At 69.0% G+C, this 18,244-nt stretch carries 19 protein-coding genes and 1 pseudogene; 7 read left to right on the forward strand and 13 right to left on the reverse strand.

The window, feature by feature from the left end; all coding sequences use genetic code 11:
- Nucleotides 1–2: 2 nt before the first annotated feature.
- The 3 genes and pseudogenes from QGN31_RS15290 to QGN31_RS15300 form a co-directional block, all read right to left on the reverse strand.
- Nucleotides 3–129 (reverse strand): annotated as a pseudogene (locus tag QGN31_RS15290) (16S rRNA (cytosine(1402)-N(4))-methyltransferase RsmH); the annotation flags it as partial.
- Entirely contained in the window at nt 104–535 is a 432-nt protein-coding gene (gene mraZ, locus QGN31_RS15295; RefSeq protein WP_014382396.1) for a division/cell wall cluster transcriptional repressor MraZ, read from the reverse strand. The pseudogene QGN31_RS15290 and the gene mraZ, both read right to left, overlap by 26 nt.
- Nucleotides 536–973: 438 nt before the next feature.
- Nucleotides 974–1,378, reverse strand: a complete 405-nt coding sequence (locus QGN31_RS15300; protein WP_008256119.1) for a DUF3040 domain-containing protein — start codon at nt 1,376–1,378, stop codon at nt 974–976.
- Nucleotides 1,379–1,704: 326 nt separating this feature from the next.
- On the opposite strand from QGN31_RS15300, the gene QGN31_RS15305 reads away from it, so the two are divergent.
- Together QGN31_RS15305 and QGN31_RS15310 are read left to right on the forward strand one after the other, a co-directional pair.
- Nucleotides 1,705–2,313, forward strand: a complete 609-nt coding sequence (locus QGN31_RS15305; RefSeq protein ID WP_008256118.1) for a GNAT family N-acetyltransferase — start codon at nt 1,705–1,707, stop codon at nt 2,311–2,313.
- A 166-nt stretch (nt 2,314–2,479) separates the two neighbouring features.
- On the forward strand, nt 2,480–3,130 hold the full coding sequence (locus QGN31_RS15310) for an LppM family (lipo)protein (protein WP_009953480.1): 651 nt from the start codon (nt 2,480–2,482) through the stop codon (nt 3,128–3,130).
- A gap of 10 nt (nt 3,131–3,140) precedes the next feature.
- Here the strand turns inward: QGN31_RS15310 and QGN31_RS15315 are convergent, their stop codons facing one another.
- The gene (locus QGN31_RS15315) at nt 3,141–4,037 is read right to left on the reverse strand and encodes a mycobacterial-type methylenetetrahydrofolate reductase (protein WP_201407255.1); all 897 of its coding nucleotides are present in this window, start codon (nt 4,035–4,037) and stop codon (nt 3,141–3,143) included.
- A gap of 261 nt (nt 4,038–4,298) precedes the next feature.
- On the opposite strand from QGN31_RS15315, the gene idsA2 reads away from it, so the two are divergent.
- Together idsA2 and QGN31_RS15325 are read left to right on the forward strand one after the other, a co-directional pair.
- Nucleotides 4,299–5,348, forward strand: a complete 1,050-nt coding sequence (gene idsA2, locus QGN31_RS15320) for a bifunctional (2E,6E)-farnesyl/geranyl diphosphate synthase (protein ID WP_008256115.1) — start codon at nt 4,299–4,301, stop codon at nt 5,346–5,348.
- 4 nt (nt 5,349–5,352) lie between these two features.
- Nucleotides 5,353–6,900, forward strand: a complete 1,548-nt coding sequence (locus QGN31_RS15325) for an alpha-(1->6)-mannopyranosyltransferase A (protein ID WP_008256114.1) — start codon at nt 5,353–5,355, stop codon at nt 6,898–6,900.
- Here QGN31_RS15325 and QGN31_RS15330 read toward each other — a convergent pair.
- Nucleotides 6,894–7,298, reverse strand: a complete 405-nt coding sequence (locus QGN31_RS15330) for an Rv2175c family DNA-binding protein (RefSeq protein WP_008256113.1) — start codon at nt 7,296–7,298, stop codon at nt 6,894–6,896. The two genes, QGN31_RS15325 and QGN31_RS15330, sit on opposite strands and share 7 nt — an antisense overlap.
- Nucleotides 7,299–7,378: 80 nt before the next feature.
- Between QGN31_RS15330 and QGN31_RS15335 the strand changes: the two genes are divergently transcribed.
- On the forward strand, nt 7,379–8,668 hold the full coding sequence (locus QGN31_RS15335; RefSeq protein ID WP_008256112.1) for a protein kinase domain-containing protein: 1,290 nt from the start codon (nt 7,379–7,381) through the stop codon (nt 8,666–8,668).
- Between the two features lie 6 nt (nt 8,669–8,674).
- On the opposite strand, the gene QGN31_RS15340 is transcribed toward QGN31_RS15335, so the two are convergent.
- The 3 genes from QGN31_RS15340 to QGN31_RS15350 all read right to left on the reverse strand — a co-directional run bounded on the left by QGN31_RS15340 (nt 8,675) and on the right by QGN31_RS15350 (nt 11,502).
- Nucleotides 8,675–10,063, reverse strand: a complete 1,389-nt coding sequence (locus tag QGN31_RS15340; protein ID WP_008256111.1) for a class II 3-deoxy-7-phosphoheptulonate synthase — start codon at nt 10,061–10,063, stop codon at nt 8,675–8,677.
- Between the two features lie 74 nt (nt 10,064–10,137).
- Complete coding sequence (locus tag QGN31_RS15345; RefSeq protein ID WP_008256110.1) at nt 10,138–10,632, reverse strand: polyadenylate-specific 3'-exoribonuclease AS; 495 nt, start codon at nt 10,630–10,632, stop codon at nt 10,138–10,140.
- Nucleotides 10,633–10,641: 9 nt separating this feature from the next.
- Nucleotides 10,642–11,502 carry a hypothetical protein gene (locus tag QGN31_RS15350; RefSeq protein WP_172417573.1) on the reverse strand — a complete coding sequence of 287 codons (861 nt, stop codon included), beginning with the start codon at nt 11,500–11,502 and terminating at the stop codon, nt 10,642–10,644.
- 117 nt (nt 11,503–11,619) lie between these two features.
- On the opposite strand from QGN31_RS15350, the gene QGN31_RS15355 reads away from it, so the two are divergent.
- Nucleotides 11,620–12,912, forward strand: coding sequence for a glycosyltransferase 87 family protein (locus tag QGN31_RS15355; protein ID WP_193375232.1), 1,293 nt, complete (start codon nt 11,620–11,622; stop codon nt 12,910–12,912).
- Here QGN31_RS15355 and QGN31_RS15360 read toward each other — a convergent pair.
- From QGN31_RS15360 to QGN31_RS15380, 5 genes are all read right to left on the reverse strand, one after another.
- Nucleotides 12,909–13,631, reverse strand: a complete 723-nt coding sequence (locus tag QGN31_RS15360) for a lysophospholipid acyltransferase family protein (RefSeq protein ID WP_008256099.1) — start codon at nt 13,629–13,631, stop codon at nt 12,909–12,911. The two genes, QGN31_RS15355 and QGN31_RS15360, sit on opposite strands and share 4 nt — an antisense overlap.
- An 87-nt stretch (nt 13,632–13,718) precedes the next feature.
- On the reverse strand, nt 13,719–14,102 hold the full coding sequence (locus QGN31_RS15365) for a hypothetical protein (RefSeq protein WP_014384562.1): 384 nt from the start codon (nt 14,100–14,102) through the stop codon (nt 13,719–13,721).
- Nucleotides 14,099–15,358 (reverse strand): ArsA family ATPase, encoded by a 1,260-nt coding sequence (locus QGN31_RS15370; RefSeq protein ID WP_193375027.1) that lies wholly within the window; start codon nt 15,356–15,358, stop codon nt 14,099–14,101. The genes QGN31_RS15365 and QGN31_RS15370 overlap by 4 nt, the downstream gene beginning before the upstream one ends.
- Nucleotides 15,351–15,788, reverse strand: a complete 438-nt coding sequence (locus QGN31_RS15375) for an SRPBCC family protein (RefSeq protein ID WP_009953491.1) — start codon at nt 15,786–15,788, stop codon at nt 15,351–15,353. The genes QGN31_RS15370 and QGN31_RS15375 overlap by 8 nt, the downstream gene beginning before the upstream one ends.
- Before the next feature lie 116 nt (nt 15,789–15,904).
- Nucleotides 15,905–16,294, reverse strand: coding sequence for a hypothetical protein (locus QGN31_RS15380; RefSeq protein WP_009953492.1), 390 nt, complete (start codon nt 16,292–16,294; stop codon nt 15,905–15,907).
- A gap of 147 nt (nt 16,295–16,441) precedes the next feature.
- Here QGN31_RS15380 and QGN31_RS15385 point away from each other — a divergent pair, with 147 nt between their 5' ends.
- Nucleotides 16,442–18,244: an AMP-dependent synthetase/ligase gene (locus tag QGN31_RS15385; protein ID WP_014384560.1), complete on the forward strand. Its 1,803-nt coding sequence runs from the start codon at nt 16,442–16,444 to the stop codon at nt 18,242–18,244.

Consider the following 18,244-nt stretch of genomic DNA (forward strand, 5'->3'; position numbering starts at 1 on the left):
TGGCGCCCTTGCATCGAGGTCCCTGTCCGAAGGCACGAACCTGGCGTTGGGGAAGTACGCCAGGGTCGGTTCGGGCAGAGGCCACGTTGCACGGGCATGCGCCTCAGATGATGTCGCCGAGTGCTTCATCGCTGGCCGCGGAGAAGTTCTCTTCGTGGGTCTGCTGGTAGTCCTGCCAGGCCTGCGCATCCCAGATTTCGAGGTAGTCGACCGCGCCGATCACCACGCACTCCTTGGACAGGCCGGCGTAACGACGGTGGTCGGCCGACAACGTGATGCGGCCCTGGGCGTCGGGGTGCTGCTCGTCGGTGCCGGCGGCGAGGTTACGCAGGAAGGCCCTGGCGTCAGGGTTGCTTCGCGACGCCTTGCTCGCCCGGCGGGCCAGTTGCTCGAATTCCGCCCGCGGGTAGACGGCGAGGCTGTGGTCCTGGCTCTTGGTGACCATCAACCCCCCTGCCAGCGCGTCACGGAACTTGGCGGGCAACGTCAGCCGCCCCTTGTCGTCGAGTTTGGGCGTGTAGGTGCCAAGAAACACCAGCTCACCTCCCGTTCGAGGTCACCCAAACACTGCAGCCACCATACCCCACAATCCCCCACTTCGCCCCATTCATGGCATGTCGCCGTGGCGTTTTCCGGGTTCTCCGTCGTCACGGGGCCCTCGACGCGCTACGAGAGGCGTGTCGGGCGGCCCTCGCACCGGGATTCAGGGTGGCGCCGGCAGCGCAGCTAGCAGGGAAAATGTCGCCGGTGGGGCGTAGTGGGGAACTCTAGTGGGGCCCGGTGGGGATTAACCGACGGCCCGCGCGTCGGCTAGGGCTCGGTTGGGGCGCAAAACGGTATCGACGGTTGCGCGGCGTCAGTCAGCCGGCCGGAAGCTGCGACGATGACGGCCGGGGCGGCGCGAGGCGCGGACGACGCGGGAGAAATGCAAAACGGGGCAGCCAGCAGCTACCCCGTGCGGGTGGGTCGGCGCTCAGTCGTCGAAGCGGCGGCGGAACCGATCCTCCATGCGACTGGTGAAGGAGCCCCCGCCCTTGTTGCGGCGCTGGCGCAGCGAGGTGGGCGCGGAGCCGGAATGGTCTGGCCTGCCTGACAATCGGGGACCGGTGATGCCGAACACCACGCCGCCGAACATGACGATGAACCCGAAAATGCTGAGAATGGGGACGCTGCCGCCGATCCAGGTGGCCTTGAACGCCACCCCCGACACCAGCATCGCCAGGCCGACGACGAACAGCGCCACTCCCTGCAGGCGCCGGCGGGCCGTGGGCGCGCGAAAGCCCCCGCCGCGGACGCTTGACGCGAATTTGGGGTCTTCGGCGTAGAGAGCGCTCTCGATCTGATCGAGCATTCGCTGCTCATGATCGGAGAGTGGCATTCGTCCCTCCTTGCCGACAGTTTGGCACGTGACTATCGATAGCACGCGATGCCCGTTGCGCGGGCAACTAATTGAATGATACGAGGTCAATCTGCCCCATACCACTGGTTCCGCGCCGATTCTATCCCGGCCGGATCGCGGCAATCCGCCAGACCGGAACGCCCGTGCGCTACAACCGGCTTCCCGACCCGGGGGCGTCCGTTGGTTCGGTGCCACGACCGCTCGTCGCGCCGGCCCGTGGGGGTCCGATAATGATTCTTAGCAGCCGGGTCAGAACGCCGCAGCATCGAACGAGACCGATCACCGGATGAGGAGGGCACCGCGAGTTGGGGATATTCCTCATCGATCTGCTCCCCCACGACATGGAGCGTCGCCTCACCGACGCCCTGACGGTGTACGTCGATGCGATGCGCTACCCGCGCGGCACCGAGCAACAGCGCGCCGCGATGTGGCTCGAGCACATCCGCCGCCGTGGCTGGCAAGGCGCCGGGGTCGTCGAAGCCGACGGGCCCGATGACGAGGGCGCGCCGATGCCCTCGGCGGAGGATCTGACCAGCGCCCCACTGCTCGGCGTGGCCTACGGCTATCCCGGGGCGCCCGGCCAATGGTGGCAGCAGCAGGTGGTGCTGGGCATGCAGCGCGGCGGCTCGCCGCCCCACGAGATCGCCCGGCTGATGAACAGCTATTTCGAGTTGACCGAGCTGCACATTCATCCCCGCGCCCAGGGCCGCGGCCTCGGCGAGGCGCTGGCTCGGCGGCTGCTCGCCGGGCGCGCGGAAAAGAACGTGCTGCTGTCGACGCCGGAAACCAACGGCGAGCCCAACCGCGCCTGGCGGCTGTACCGCCGGCTGGGCTTCACCGACGTCATCCGCCGCTACCACTTCGCCGGCGACCCGCGGGCGTTTGCGATCCTGGGCCGCGAACTACCGCTGTGACACCGCGGAACCGGGCGCGCATCGGACGCCCGCGCTCCGGAGTGGCCTTGTTCAAGTGGCACATCGGATCTGGCACGATGACCTGGTGCGCGCCAGCTCTCCCCCAGCCCGCGGCCGCGGCGTGAAAGCCCCCCGGGCCCGACGGCGCCGTCTGCTGGCCATCGCGATGTTGCTGCTGCTGGTGCCGCTGGCCACCGGATGCCTGCGGGTCCGGGCCTCGCTCACCGTCTCCCCCGACGACCTGGTCTCCGGGGAGATCGTCGCCGCCGCGAAACCCAAGACCCCCAAGGACACCGGCCCCCAGCTCGACAGCAACAACCTGCCGTTCAGCCAGAAGGTGGCGGTGTCGAACTACGACAGCGACGGCTACGTCGGCTCCCAGGCGGTGTTCTCCGATCTGACGTTCGCCGAGCTGCCGCAGCTGGCCAACATGAACTCCGACGCCTCCGGCGTCAACCTGTCGCTGCGCCGCAACGGCAACCTGGTGATCCTGGAGGGCCGCGCGGATCTGACGTCGCTGACCGATTCGGAGGCGGACGTCGAGCTGACGGTCGCCTTTCCGGGGGTGGTCACCTCCACCAACGGCGACCGGGTCGAGCCCGACGTGGTGTCCTGGAAGCTCAAGCCGGGCGTGGTGAGCACCATGACCGCCCAGGCCCGCTACACCGACCCCAACACCCGTTCCTTCACCGGCGCCGTGGTGTGGCTGGGCATCGCGTCCTTCGCGGCCGCCGGCGTGGTGGGGCTGCTGGCGTGGGTCGGCCGGGACCGCTCACCGCGGCTCACCGCGCCGCGCGACCAGCCGCCGCCCACCTAGCCTCGCCGCGCTAACCCTGCTGGGTGGGTGACCAGTACGCGAGCATCTCCGCGAAGGTCTGGAACGCGGGACCGGAGATCCCGTAGGTCGCCTCGAGATGGATGCTCAGCGGGAAACCGAGGTCGGCCACCCCGTCGATGACGCGCTTGTAGAGGTCGACCATCAGCTGACGCTTCTGCGGGGGCTCGCATTCGGCGAGCTTGCGGACGAACTCCTGCTCGGCGGCGACCGCGGCGTTGCCCGGGTCCTGGATGAGCCAGTTGATCAGTCCGACGCGGCTTTCCATCTTCGGCACGAAACCGAAGGACAGCAGGATCTCGGGCCGGTGATCGGTTTCCCTGGCGAACTCGCTCAGGAACCCCACGATCGCGTCGGAATACAGCAACTGGGTCATCCCGTAGGTGGCGCCCTGGTCGCACTTGAAGTTGAACCGGCCCTGTTCGCCGTCGCGGGTGGGGATCAGGATCACCCCGCGGTTGGTCACCAGCTCGCGATAGATCGACAGGGCGTCGGTCGGGGCGACGCCGGAGCCCTCGCCGTCGTTCATGGTGCGCGGCACGCCGACGAACACCACGCCTTCCATTCCGGCCGAGGACAACTCGGTCAGCCGGCCCCGCAGCGACGGCTCGTCCATGAACGCGGTGACCTGCGTGCACAAGCCCCTGATCCCGGTCAGTTCCGGCTTGACCACCGACCAGAAGTCGAGCACATCCAGCTTGGGCTTCATCTGAATGGGACGGTCGTCGTCCTCGGCGATGATCCCGGGGATCATCACGTGCCGGATCCGGCCGTCCAAACCGGCCTCGGCCGAATGCCGCACCACTTTGTGCGCCTCTTCGAGTGCCCGCTCCCGACCTTCGTCGGCGTTTGGTGGCACCAGTTCGAGCGCAATGGTGTTGAGGGTCACGCGGCTTCTCTCCGTCCGACGACTATGGGCCCGGGGCGTCTCTTGGCCGCGCAGCATCCGCGCGAGCCCCAGCGCACCCGCAAGCATAGGGGCGGGTTAGTGAGGCAGTCGAAGCAACTGGGTGCGCCCGGCGACCTCACGCGGGACCCACCCCGGGCCGCGCGACGAATACACTGGTCGGGCCTGGAACACCCAGCCAGCCGAGCAGAAAGGGGCGCCGCGCTGAGCGTCAAAGCCACAGCAGCGGCGGCAACCGTCGAGTTGACCGGCGCCATCACCGAACAGTTGCGGCGGTATCTGGACGAGCGGCGCGCCGAGACCGCCTACATCGGCGACGACTACAACGGCCTGATCGCCGCGCTCGAAGATTTCGTGCTGGGCGGCGGGAAGCGGCTACGCCCCGCGTTCGCCTACTGGGGGTGGCGCGCCGTGGCCACCGACGAACCCGACGAGCAAGTGCTGCTGCTGTTTTCCTCGCTCGAGCTGCTGCACGCCTGCGCGCTGGTGCACGACGACGTGATCGACGACTCCTCCACCCGGCGGGGACGGCCGACCACCCACGTCCAGTTCGCGACCCTGCATCGCGACCGGGGCTGGCAGGGCTCGCCCGAGCGGTTCGGCGCGTCGGCCGCCATCCTGCTCGGTGACCTCGCCCTGGCCTGGGCCGACGACATCGTCTTCGGTGTCGACCTGACGCCGCAGGCCCAGCGCCGCATCCGCCGGGTGTGGGCCAACATCCGCACCGAGGTGCTCGGCGGGCAGTACCTCGACATCGTCGCCGAAGCCAGCGCCGCCGCCTCGATCGCGTCGGCGATGAACGTCGACACCTTCAAAACCGCCTGCTACACCGTGTCGCGCCCGCTGCAGCTCGGCGTGGCCGCCGCCGCCGACCGACCCGACGTCCACGACATCTTCAGCCAGTTCGGCACGGACCTCGGGGTGGCGTTCCAGCTGCGCGACGACGTCCTGGGCGTCTTCGGTGACCCCGCGGTGACCGGCAAGCCGTCCGGGGACGACCTGCGATCCGGCAAGCGCACCGTGCTGCTGGCCGAGGCGGTGGAGTTGGCGGAGACGTCAGACCCGGTGGCGGCCAACCTATTACGGACCTCGATCGGCGCCCAGCTGACCGACGCGCAAGTGGATCGGCTGCGTGAGGTCATCGAGTCGGTGGGTGCCCTGGCCGCGGCCGAACAACGCATCGCCACGCTGACCCAGCGGGCGCTGGCGACGCTGGCCGCCGCCCCCATCAACACCGCGGCCAAAGCCGGGCTGTCCGAATTGGCCAAGATCGCCACGAACCGGTCCGCCTGAACCGATGACGACTCCGACCGACACCCCGGCCGACGACGCGCCGGCAGCCAAACCCCCTCGCGGCGAACGGTTTTCCCAGCTGAGGGCGTTCGTGGCGGCCGACGAATCGCGGCCGGCCAAACTGGGCCTGCTGGGGTCGGTGCTGATCACCCTGGGCGGGCTGGGCGCGGGCAGCACCCGCCAGCACGACCCGCTGCTCGAGTCGATTCACATGTCCTGGCTGCGTTTTGGCCACGGCCTGGTGCTGTCGTCGATCGTGCTGTGGACCGGCGTCGGCCTCATGCTGATCGCCTGGCTGGGCCTGGGCCGCCGCGTGCTGGCCGGCGACGCGACCGAGTTCGTCATGAAGACCACCACCGGATTCTGGCTGGCGCCGCTGCTGGTGTCGGTGCCCGTCTTCAGCCGGGACACCTATTCGTATCTGGCGCAGGGCGCACTGCTGCGCGACGGCCTGGACCCCTACGCCGTCGGCCCGGTCGCCAATCCAAACATCTTGTTGGACAACGTCAGTCCCATCTGGTCGATCACGACCGCCCCCTACGGTCCGGCGTTCATCCTGGTGGCGAAGCTGATCACCGTCCTCGTCGGCAACAACGTGGTGGCGGGCACCATGTTGCTGCGGCTGTGCATGCTGCCCGGTTTGGCGCTGTTGATCTGGGCCACTCCGCGAGTGGCGCGGCACCTGGGCGCCGACCCCTCGACGGCGCTGTGGATCTGCGTGCTCAACCCGCTGGTGCTCATCCACCTGATGGGCGGCGTGCACAACGAGATGCTGATGGTGGGCCTGATGGCCGCCGGCATCGCGCTGACGTTCGGCGGTCGCCACGTCGCGGGCACCGCGCTGATCACGGTCGCCATCGCGGTCAAAGCCACCGCCGGCATCGCGCTGCCCTTCCTGGTGTGGGTGTGGGCGCGGGATCTGCGCGACCGGCGGGGATATCGTTCCGCGCGAGCGCTTCTCGCGGCCGCGGCGGCGTCGCTGCTGGTCTTCGCGGTGGTGTTCGCGATCCTGTCCGCGGTGGCCGGCGTGGGGCTGGGATGGCTGACCGCGCTGGCCGGTTCGGTGAAGATCATCAACTGGCTGACCGTGCCGACCGCGGCGGCCAACCTGATCCACGCGATCGGCAGCGGGCTGTTTCCCGTGAGCTTCTATCCGCTCCTGCGGGTCACCCGGCTGGTCGGCATCGCGATCATCGCGGTCTCGCTGCCGCTGTTGTGGTGGCGGTTCCGGCGTGATGACCGGGCCGCGCTCACCGGCATGGCGTACTCGATGCTGATCGTGGTGCTGTTCGTCCCGGCCGCGTTGCCCTGGTACTACTCGTGGCCGCTGGCGATCGTGGCTCCCCTGGCCCAGTCACGACGGGCGGTGGCGATCATCGGCGGCGCGTCGACCTGGGTGATGGTGATCTTCAAACCCGATGGCTCGCATGGGATGTACTCGTGGCTGCACTTCTCGCTGGCCACCGCCGTCGCGCTGATCGCCTGGTACACCCTGTACCGGACACCCCGCCCTCGGACCGGCCCGGCCGAGGTCGCCGCACCGGCTCAGTAGGCCATCGCCTGCGCCCGGCGCACGACTTCGCGGGCCTGGTGGGCATGCAGCGCGTCGACGGGGCGGGCATTGCTGATGGCGTCCTTGGTGCCGTCGCGGGTCACCGTCAGCGACGGGTCGGGGGTGAACAGCCAGCGCACGATCTCGGTGTCGTGGTAGCCGCCGTCGTGCAGGATCGTCAACAATCCCGGCAGGCTCTTGACCACCTCACCGGACTGGGTGAAGAACACCTGCGGCACCACCACGCCCTCGCCGCGCCGGACCGCGACCAGATGGCCATCGCGGAGCTGTTGGTGGACCTTGGTTACCGGGATTTTAAGCAATTCGGCGACCCGCGGGAGGTCGTAGATCGGCTCGTCGGGATCTAGCACATCGTCGCCGGCAGGAATACTGCTCATCCGCGCAAGTGTAAGCCTTGATACGCGCCGTGAGCCCGTGTTCTTCCGCCCAATCATGGCGCCGCACCTACGATGGCCCCGTGGCCCAAGCTCATCCGCCCGGCCGGGCCGGTCCGCATCGTCCGCCGGCGGAGGCCGGGACGGCGGACCCGTTGGACAACGCGTTGCTGGACGGCCGCTACCTGATCCAGGCGAAGATCGCCAGCGGCGGCACCTCGACGGTGTACCGCGGTCTCGACACCCGGCTCGACCGTCCCGTCGCCGTGAAGGTGATGGATTCTCGCTACGCGGGCGACGAGCAGTTCCTCACCCGCTTCCAGCGCGAGGCCCGCACCGTCGCACGCCTGAAGGATCCCGGGCTGGTCGCGGTCTACGACCAGGGCTCCGACGCTCGGCACCCGTTTCTGGTGATGGAGCTCATCGAGGGCGGCACCCTGCGCGAGCTGCTGGGCGAGCGCGGACCCATGCCGCCCTACGCCGTGGCGGCGGTGCTTCGTCCGGTGCTCGGCGGGTTGGCCGCCGCGCACCGCGCCGGTCTGGTGCATCGCGACGTCAAGCCGGAGAACGTGTTGATCTCCGACGACGGCGAGGTGAAGATCGCCGACTTCGGGTTGGTCCGCGCCGTCGCCGCCGCCGGAATCACCTCTACCAGTGTGATTTTGGGCACCGCGGCGTATCTGTCGCCCGAGCAGGTGCGCGACGGCGACGCGAGCCCGCGCAGCGACGTGTACTCCGCGGGCATCCTCGCCTACGAGCTGTTGACCGGGCACACCCCCTTCACCGGCGACTCGGCGCTGTCGATCGCTTACCGGCGGCTGGACACCGACGTGCCGGCGCCCAGCGCGTCCATCGACGGTGTGCCCGTGCAGTTCGACCAGTTCGTGCAGCGGGCGACGGCCCGCGACCCGGCCGACCGGTACGCCGACGCGACCGAGATGGGTGCCGATCTCGACGCGATCGCCGATGAGCTTGCGCTGCCGGACTTCTCCGTGCCGGCGCCACGCAACTCCGCGCAGCACCGCTCGGCCGCGCTGCAGCACAGCCGGATGGGCCAGCGCCCGGCCACCGCGCAGCAGCCCGGGCCCGCCCCGGTGCGCCAGCCCACCCGCCAACTGACCCGGGGCCCCGAGGATTGGCCGCGCCCGCAGCGCCCGGCCGCGGCCGTCGACGAACCCGACGAGGACGACGATGACTACGAATATGAGCCTGTCGCAGGCGAATTCGCGGGCATCCCGATCAGCGAATTCGTGTGGACCCGCCAGCACAATCGGCGCATGGTGCTGGTGTGGGTGGCGCTGGTGCTGGCGTTGACCGGCCTGGTGGCGACCGCGGCGTGGACCGTCGGAAGCAACCTCAACGGGCTGCTGTAGGCGCGCTCAGTCGCGCAGCATCTCGGCGACCAGGAAGGCCAACTCCAGCGACTGTTGGGTGTTCAGCCGTGGGTCGCACGCGGTCTCGTAGCGGCCGACCAGGTCGGTGTCCGAAATGTCTTGCGCCCCACCAAGACACTCGGTGACGTTCTCCCCGGTGATCTCGACGTGGATGCCGCCGGGATGGGTGCCCAGCGCGCGGTGCACCTCGAAGAAGCCCTGCACCTCGTCGACGATGCGGTCGAAGTGGCGGGTCTTGTACCCGTTGGACGACTCGTGGGTGTTGCCGTGCATCGGGTCGCACTGCCAGATCACCTGGTGACCGGTGGCCTGGACCTTCTCCACGATCGGGGGCAGCAGATCGCGCACCTTGTTGTTGCCCATCCTGCTCACCAGTGTCAGCCGGCCGGGCTTGTTGTGCGGGTCGAGCCGCTCGACGTATTCGACGGCCAACTCCGGGGTGATCGTCGGGCCGATCTTGACGCCGATCGGGTTGGCGATCACCTCCGCGAAGGCGATGTGCGCCCCGTCGAGCTGGCGGGTCCGCTCGCCGATCCACACGGTGTGCGCCGACAGGTCGTACAGCTGGGGCTCGCCGCTGTCGTTCTCGGACAGCCGCAGCATCGACCGCTCGTAGTCGAGCACCAAAGCCTCGTGGCTGGCGTAGATTTCGGCGGTCTGCAGGTTGCGGTCGGCCACCCCGCACGCGCTCATGAAGCGCAGGCCGCGATCGATCTCGGTGGCCAGCGCCGTGTAGCGGGCGCCCGCCGGCGAGGTCCGGACGAACTCGCGGTTCCAGTCGTGGACCAGATGCAGCGACGCCAACCCCGACGACGTCAGCGCACGAACCAGATTCATCGCCGCGCTGGCATTGGCGTAGGCGCGCACCAATCGCGACGGATCATGCTCGCGCACCGCGGCGTCCGGGGCGAAGCCGTTGATCATGTCGCCGCGGTAGGACTTCAACCCCAGCGCGTCGATGTCGGCCGATCGCGGTTTGGCGTACTGCCCCGCGATGCGGGCCACCTTGACCACCGGCATGCTCGAGCCGTAGGTCAGCACCACCGCCATCTGCAGCAGGGTGCGCACGTTGCCGCGGATGTGGGGTTCGGTGTTCTCGGTGAACGTCTCCGCGCAGTCACCGCCCTGCAGCAGGAACGCCTCACCCCTGGCCACCTGGGCGAGCTGCTCCTGTAGCCGCACGATCTCCATCGGCACCGTGACCGGCGGCACGCTCTCGAGGACCGTGCGCATCGCCGACGCCTGATCGGCGGGCCAGCTGGGTTGCTGGGCGGCCGGCTTGGCCAGCGCGGCGTCCAATCGCGCCCGCAGATCGGTCGGCAGCGGCGGCAGCGGCGGCAGCTGGTCGATCGGGATGTCGACGGTCCAGTTCATCGGTCCATCGTAACCGGGTCGCGGACGCCCCCGGTCAGGGTTGATCAGCGTGAACGCCGTCGAGCGCGGCCGTCTTAGTCTCCCGCCGTGATCAACCGGAAGCGGCGGAGCTGATCGCGGGCGTCGACCAACGCGTCGTGGGCATCGGGCGACCGCGGGGGCATCCGGGGGCTGCCCCGGTCTTCCCAGAGTTGCCGCAGCTCGCGGGTGAAACGCGGGATGGCCCGCGGCAGGTCCGGCATCGGGCCCCACAACTGGCACAGGGCGACGTGGTCGTAGGCCGCCACCCACGCCCACAGTTCGATCGGCTCAGCGGCCGCCCGCCCGGAATTGACGCCGAAGAACTCCTCCAGGTCCTCGCGGATCCGCCTGCGTGAGCGCCACACCTGCGACGCCGGGGGCGGCAGCTTGGGCAGCACGTTGGCGCGCACCCACGGGCCGGCGCGCTCGGGATCGAATTCCGTGGACACCGCGTAGTACTCGCGGCCGTCCTCGGCGGCCACCCCGATCGAGATGAGCTCGATGGTGCGGCCGTCCTCGATGAATTCGGTGTCGTAGAAGTACCGCACGAAGGGAGATTATCTGCTGATCAGGATCGGACCGGTGGGCGCCGGGGCGGGATGAACCTCGTCGTCCAACCTGGCGTCCACCGCACGTTGATCCGGAAACCGCGGCGTGCCCGCGATGGCGCACTGCAGGTAGAGCTTGGCCCGCACCACCGGGCGGCGCAGCCGCCGTTCGCGCTGCAGCGCGCGGCGCATCTTGTCCGGCTGCGTGGCGTACCGCCAGCGGGCCCAGGGCGCGTGCGGGCGCGACAGCCGGACCGCCCCGATCACCAGCAAGATGACCAGGAACATGCCCAGCAGGCCGGTCCAGACCTTGCCCTTGAGCACCACCACGACGGCCAGCGGCAGCGTCAACGCCATGGCGCCCCCCACCACGGCGCGCAGCGCCCACGAGTTGGCGTCGTGCCAGATCGGCAGGAAGAACATCAGCGGGTGCAGGCCCATCATCAGCAGCCCGGCCACCGCGACCGCGGCAAAGACCGCATCGACCGAGGTGCGGCCGTCCTCGGACCAGTAGACGTCGGACAGGTGCAGGATCAACGCGTACTCGTCGAGGACCAGGGCGGCCCCGATCCCGAAAAACGTGGCGGCCATCATGAACTGGGGCTCGTGCCCGTCGATCGACAGGGTCACCAGCGTCAGCCCGGAGAGCAACGTGAGGACCACCCCGAACGTGACGTGGTGGATGTGCACTCCCCCGACGTGGACGTTGCGCGGGTGCCACCACTTGGTGGGCCGGCCGTTTTCGACGCGGTGCCGGATCAACCGCACGAACGTCCGCGTGACGAAAAACGTCAGGATGAAGGCCACCAGGCAGCACAACAGTGGCAGGTGGCCCCGGTCGTGAATGTCATGTTCGAACCATCGGGACATCTCGTCCACGAACGAGTGGAGCACCCTTGAAACCTACGCCTCCCCGCGCCGCGGCCGTGGGAGCCGCGCTGCACCAGGGGTGTCCGGGCGCGGGCACCCATTACGCTGTTGTGCGACATGAGTACACGGCAGGCGCCCGGGGCGGGCTTCTCAGGTAAGCGTGCCCCCGGGCGGGCGCTGGTGTGGGGCGCGGCTTGGCTGGCGGCCGCGGCGGGGCTGGGTTACGCGGCGTGGCAGCTGTTCGGGCACATCCCGTATCGCATCGACATCGACGTCTATCAGATGGGCGCCCGGGCCTGGATGGACGGCCGCCCGCTGTACCGCGGCGACGTGTTGTTCCACACGCCGATCGTCGATCTGCCGTTCACCTATCCGCCGCTGGCCGCCATCGTGTTCTGCCCGTTCGCCTGGATGCACATGCCGGCCGCCAGTGTCGCGATCACCGCCCTGACGCTGGTTTTGCTGGTCGTGTCGACCGTGATCGTGCTGACCCGGCTCGACGTCTGGAGCGCGTCGGCCGTGCTGCCCGGCCCGGCCTGGCTGCGCCGGTGGTGGCTGGCCGTCGTCGCCGCCGCGGCCGCGACGGTCTGGCTGGAACCCATCAGCTCGAACTTCGCCTTCGGCCAGATCAACGTGGTGCTGATGACGCTGGTGATCGCTGACTGCGTGCCGCGCCGCACGCCGTGGCCGCGCGGGCTGCTGCTGGGGGTGGGCATGGCGCTGAAGCTGACGCCGGCGGTTTTCCTGCTCTATTTCCTGCTGCGCCGCGATCACCGTGCGGCGTTGACCGCGCTGGCCTCGTTCGCTGGGGCGACGCTGCTGGGTTTCGTGCTGGCCTGGAACGACTCCTGGGAGTACTGGACGCACACCGTGCATCACACCGACCGGATCGGTTCGGCGTCGTTGAACACCGACCAGAACATCGCCGGCGCCCTGGCCCGGCTGGGGCTGGGACAGCAGGAGCGCTTCCTGCTGTGGGTGGCGGCGTCCCTGCTCGTGCTGGCGGCGACGGTGTGGGCGATGCGCCGGGTGCTGCGCGCCGGCGAGCCCACGCTCGCGCTGGTCTGCGTCGCCTTGTTCGGGCTGGTGGTCTCGCCGGTGTCGTGGTCGCACCACTGGGTGTGGGTGCTGCCCGCGGTGCTGGTGACGGCCGTCTTGGGCTGGCGGCGCCGCAACGCACTGCTGATGGTCGTCAGCGCCGTGGGGGTGGCGCTGATGAGGTGGACGCCGATCGACCTGCTGCCCAAGCATCACGAGGCGAGCGCGGTGTGGTGGCGCCAACTCGCCGGGATGTCGTACGTGTGGTGGGCGCTGGCGGTCATCGTCGCGGCCGGCGTCACCGTGACCGCCCGCGGCGTTTCGCGGGAGGCCGCGCCGGAGCCGCTGGCGCCGGCTACCGCCGTCGGTTAACCGGCCGCGGTCTCGGGAATCCGCGCGGCCTCACCGTCGGCCGCGTCACCGCCCTTTTTCAGGCTGGCCGCGTAGATGTCGACGTATTCCTGCCCGGACAGCCCCATCAGCTCGTAGATCACCTCGTCGGTGACGGCCCGCTCGATGAAGCGGTTGCCGGCCAGCCCGTCGAAGCGCGAGAAGTCCATCGGCTTGCCGAAGCGAACCGTGACCCGGCCGAACCGCAACATGTTGGTCCCGGGCGGGTTGACGACGTTGGTGCCGATCATCGCGACCGGGATCACCGGGACCCCGGTCTGCAGCGCCAGCCGCGCCAGCCCCGTCTTGCCCTTGTAGAGCCGGCCGTCCGGGGACCGCGTGCCTTCGGGATACATGCCCAGCAGCTTGCCCTCACCCAGCACCTGTTGCGCGGTGGTCAGCGCGGCCCGGGCGCTGTCGGCGTCGGTCCGGTCGATCGGCACCTGCCCGACGGCGGTGAAGAACCACCGCTGGAACCACCCCTTCAAACCGGTGCCGGTGAAATATTCCGACTTGGCCAGGAAGGTGATTCGGCGCCGCACCACCAGCGGAAGATAGAAGCTGTCCATCACGGCCAGGTGATTGCTTGCCAGTATCGCCGGCCCGGAGCTCGGAACGTGTTCTAGGCCTTCAACTTTCGGCCGCCCCAGCAGTGACAGCAACGGGCCGAGGAGCACGTACTTGAATAGCCAGTACCACATGGCCCTCCCTCTCGGCTACACCCCGCTGATGTACTGCGCCAACTGTACCTATCCCCACGGGAAGGGACCACCTGCGACGCAGCGCCCTCACTCGTCCAGCGTGACGGGGATGGGCTGATAACGCGTCCGCGCTTCGGCGTCGCCGCTGTCGGCCGCGCCGCCGGGCGGACCGTCGGGCGGCGGTTCCGGCGTCGGGCGCGACGCCCGGTCGATGTCGTCGACGATGTCGCGGATCACCTGAAGCAGGGCGATGCTGTGGTCGGCGATCGCGGTGAGCAAGGGGTGCTGGTCGCCGGTCGCCAGCGCGGCCAGGGCGCACACCGGGCACCACACCTGCTGGCACTTGCCGGTTCCCGGTCCGGCGCCGGCCGTCAGCGCCGCGGCCGCGCGCACCGCGGGGTCGATGCCGTCCAGGATCGTCTGGGCGAGCCTGCGTAGCTCCGGACCGATTTCGGGATGAGCCCCACTCACTTAGGCCACACCTCCGGATCTGGTCGAAAACGCACTGTCAGCTCACTACCCCGCAGGCGCGCGTCCAGCACGATGCAGCGCCGAAGCACCGACGCCAGCCTCACCCTGCGCCGCAATCCGCCGGCGCTGATGATGAGGTCGTCATCGACCCGCCCGAGGGTCAGCGCCGACGCATCGAGTTGCGGCAACGCTAGCCGCATCCGGTAGACGGACCCAAGTCCCGTCCCGGATTCGAGGTCGACGACGGGCCGCAACGGGCCCGGCGGCGCGGTGCCTCCCCGGCGGCGGGCGGCGTCGAGCAGCGCGCCCAGCGCCTTGGCGCCGATCGGCTCGCCGGACAGGTGTGGGGTCATCACGAGGGCCACCTCACCGATGGTGGCGTCGAGCTCGTCGAGCACACTGCGCTGCTCGGCGATGCGTTCGGTGTACCAGTAGAAGGCCGGGTGCTCGGGCAGGTTGCGGTACTCGTATGAGTCGTCTTGCGGCAGAACCTGATTCACGATCAGCTCTTCGACGCGCACGCCCATCAAGGCCAGCGACCCCAGTGTGCGGGCCGCCTCCGCGGCGACCACCCGCTCGGGGGTCAACACCAGGTGCGCACTGACCAGCTCGCCGTCGGTGAGCAGCGCGCCGAGCGTCTCCACGCTCGCGCTGATGCGCTCGAGCAGCTCGACCACCGCCGCCGAGCGGCCGTCGTCGGCGGTGACGGATAGCCGGCGATGCCGCGGCCACGCCCGCTCGACGTACAGCCCGAAGGTGGCGGGCAACGTCAACATCCGCAACGCGTCCGCGGTCGACGCGCAATCGACCACCACGCGGTCCCATCGTCCCGAGCCGGCCAGCTCACCGACGGCGTAGAGGCCGAGCACCTCCTGGACGCCGGGTAACGCCGAAAGCTCTTCGGGCGCAATGGTGCTCAATTCGGAGTCGGGGAACCGCCGGTCCAACGTGGCGACGGCCTCACGCCAACGGACCTCGAGCAGGGCAAGGGTGTCCAAGGCCAGCGCATCGAGAAATCCGCCGCCGGCCTCCGCGTCATCGGCGAGCACCCGCACCAGTTCGTCTTGGCTGGGCGGGACGGGGGTGCCCAGCACATCACCCAGCGAGTGCGCCTGGTCGGTGGACACCACCAGCACCCGCTGTCCCGCGCTCGCGGAACTGACCGCGGTGGCGCAAGCCAGGGTGGATTTCCCTACCCCGCCTTTCCCAACGAAGAGACTGATCCGGGCCGGGGCGGGCGCAGCCGTCTCACTCAGCCTCGACTCGTTTCTTCAGATCCTTCAACGCTGTGTCGGTCAGACGACGCTCGGCCTTGCGCTTGAGCAGGCCGATCATCGGCATGGCCAGGTCGACGGAGAGTTCGTAGGTGACCTCGGTGCCAGATCCCTTGGGCGCCAACCGATATGAGCCCTCGAGGGAACGCAGCAGCGAGCTCGAGACCAGCGTCCAGCTCACCGATTGGCGATCCTTGGGCCATTGGTAGGACATGACCATGGTGTCCTTGAGGACGGTGGCGTCCATGACGATCCGCGCCACCTTCGGGTAGCCGTCGGCGTCCTTCTCCTGAACCTCGGCTTCCTTGTACTCCGAGATCCACTGCGGGTAGGAATCGATGTCCGCGATCACCCGCATCACGGTGCCCGGGTCGGCGTCGATGTAGATGGTTTGCGTCGTCTTCTCCGCCACCTGGTTGCTGCCCTCTCTCCCGCGAGCGGATGGGTCCCGGCTGCTCCGAACCGGCCGTGCGGGGACCCCCGTGGGTCTCGGTCCGAAACGGTACTCTCCGCGCGGACCCGACCCGGCTAAACTACCGGAGAAACTCCGACCGGACGTGACCGTTCCAGTGTCGTCTTGACCTCGAAGGCCATTTTCTTGCCCGCCACTCGGCGGCGGTGTGTCATTTTCGCCAGATTCAGCTTGGCCAGCTGCCAGGCCGCCACGCCGGTGGGCTCGGCGTGCAGGAAGTAGTGCAGCACCACCCCGTCCAGCGACGGTTCCAGCCAGACCTCCATGGTCCCCGTCAACGCGCCGGTGACCGACCACCGGATGCCCTTGTCGGCGCGATCCTCGACGACCTGCAGCCGCAGGTCCGGCCACCAGCGGCGCCAACTCGCCCGATCTGCGACCGCGGCGCCCACCCGTGCGCCGTCGGCGGCGACAAACGTCTCATCCGCGATCTGGATGCTGTTCATGCCCACAGCTTCACACACCCGCGTGCGGCGGGCGTCGGGGTCCCGGCCGCACGGACTGTGGCCGTGCAGGCTCGATGCTCGGATTAGGCTGGTCGACAGCAACCCGGGCTGCCGGGAAACGTCACGAGGTCAATTGAGGTCATAAGAGTGCGTGAGTACAGCGTCCCCGCCCGCTTTCCGGTCGACGATGACGACAACATCGCGGCGATGGTCTTCGAGCACGAGCGCGATGACCCGAACTTTGTCATCTACCAACGCCAGGTCGACGGCGAGTGGACCGACGTCACCTGCGCCGAGGCCGCCGGTCTTATCCGCTCTGCCGCACTGGGTTTGATCGCCCTGGGGGTGCAGGCGGGCGACCGGGTGTCGATCTTCTGTGCCACCTGCTACGAATGGGCGATCCTCGACCTGGCCATCCTGGCGGTCGGTGGGGTCACGGTGCCGATCTATGAGACGTCGTCGGCCGAACAGGTGCGCTGGGTGCTGCAGGACTCCGAGGCGGTGCTGGCCTTCGCCGAAACCGACGAGCACGCGGCGATGGTCACCGAGCTGACCGCCGAACTGCCCGCCCTGCGCCGGGTGCTGCACATCAACGGGTCGGGCCCCAAGGCGCTCGACCAGCTCGTCGAGGCCGGCGAGTCGGTGGAACCGGCCGAGCTCACCGCACGCCTGGAGGGCCTGCGGGCCGCGGACCCCGCGACGCTCATCTACACCTCGGGCACCACCGGGCGGCCCAAGGGCTGCCAGCTGACGCACTCCAACCTGCTGTACGAGACCCGCGGCGCCAAGGAGAGCCTGCCGACGCTGCTCGATGAGGGCCAGCGGCTGCTGATCTTCCTGCCCCTGGCCCACGTGCTGGCGCGCTCGCTGACCCTGTCCGCGTTCGCCAACAAGGTGACCGTCGGATTCACCAGCGACATCAAGAACCTGCTGCCGATGTTCGCGGTGTTCAAACCGACGGTGGTGGTGTCGGTTCCGCGGGTGTTCGAGAAGGTTTACAACACGGCGGAGCAAAACGCCGCCAACGACGGCAAGGGGCGCATCTTCGCCATGGCCGTGCAAACCGCCGTCGACTGGAGCGAGGCCTCCGACGGGGGCCGGCGGGGGCCGGTGCTGCGCGCCAAGCATGCGCTGTTCGACCGGCTGGTGTACCGCAAGCTGCGCGCGGCGCTGGGCGGCGACTGCCACGCGTCCGTGTCGGGCGGGGCGCCGCTGGGGTCGCGGCTGGGGCACTTCTACCGGGGCGTCGGCCTGACCATCCATGAGGGCTACGGCCTGACCGAGACCAGCTCCGCGATCACGGTCAACCAGGTCGGCAACGTCAAGATCGGCACGGTCGGAACGTTGTTGCCCGGCAACAGCATGCGCATCGCCGAGGACGGCGAGCTGCTGGTGCGCGGCGGCGTGGTGTTCAGCGGCTACTGGCGCAACGAGCAGGCCACCGCCGACGCGTTCACCGACGGCTGGTTCAAGACCGGCGACCTTGGTGTGCTCGACGACGACGGGTTCCTGAAGATCACCGGGCGCAAGAAGGAGATCATCGTTACCGCGGGCGGCAAGAACGTCGCCCCCGCTGTGCTGGAGGACCGGCTGCGGGCCCATCCGCTGATCAGCCAGGCCATGGTCGTCGGCGACGCCAAGCCGTTCGTCGGCGCGCTGATCACCATCGATCCAGAGGCGTTCGACGGCTGGAAACAGCGCAACCAGAAGGGATCCGGCGCGTCGGTGGCCGATCTGGCCACCGATCCCGACCTCGTCGCCGAGGTGGACGCGGCCATCAAGGACGCGAATCAGGCGGTGTCGCACGCCGAGTCGATCCGCAAGTTCCGCATCCTGCCCGTCGACTTCACCGAGGACACCGGGGAACTGACGCCGACGATGAAGGTCAAGCGCAACGTCGTGGCCGAGAAGTTCGCCTCCGACATCGAGGCCATCTACGAAAAGGACTGA

The organism is Mycobacterium sp. 2-64 (assembly GCF_035918375.1).
Lineage (GTDB): Bacteria > Actinomycetota > Actinomycetes > Mycobacteriales > Mycobacteriaceae > Mycobacterium > Mycobacterium intracellulare.

What these genes read in the sequence shown, in the direction of transcription:
- QGN31_RS15300 (WP_008256119.1), bottom strand. Translation starts at nt 1,378, where the DNA reads ATGCCACTCTCCGATCATGAGCAGCGAATGCTCGATCAGATCGAGAGC.
- QGN31_RS15310 (WP_009953480.1), top strand. Translation starts at nt 2,480, where the DNA reads ATGTTGCTGCTGCTGGTGCCGCTGGCCACCGGATGCCTGCGGGTCCGG.
- QGN31_RS15325 (WP_008256114.1), top strand. Translation starts at nt 5,353, where the DNA reads ATGACGACTCCGACCGACACCCCGGCCGACGACGCGCCGGCAGCCAAA.
- QGN31_RS15330 (WP_008256113.1), bottom strand. Translation starts at nt 7,298, where the DNA reads ATGAGCAGTATTCCTGCCGGCGACGATGTGCTAGATCCCGACGAGCCG.
- QGN31_RS15340 (WP_008256111.1), bottom strand. Translation starts at nt 10,063, where the DNA reads ATGAACTGGACCGTCGACATCCCGATCGACCAGCTGCCGCCGCTGCCG.
- QGN31_RS15350 (WP_172417573.1), bottom strand. Translation starts at nt 11,502, where the DNA reads ATGTCCCGATGGTTCGAACATGACATTCACGACCGGGGCCACCTGCCA.
- QGN31_RS15355 (WP_193375232.1), top strand. Translation starts at nt 11,620, where the DNA reads ATGAGTACACGGCAGGCGCCCGGGGCGGGCTTCTCAGGTAAGCGTGCC.
- QGN31_RS15360 (WP_008256099.1), bottom strand. Translation starts at nt 13,631, where the DNA reads ATGTGGTACTGGCTATTCAAGTACGTGCTCCTCGGCCCGTTGCTGTCA.
- QGN31_RS15380 (WP_009953492.1), bottom strand. Translation starts at nt 16,294, where the DNA reads ATGAACAGCATCCAGATCGCGGATGAGACGTTTGTCGCCGCCGACGGC.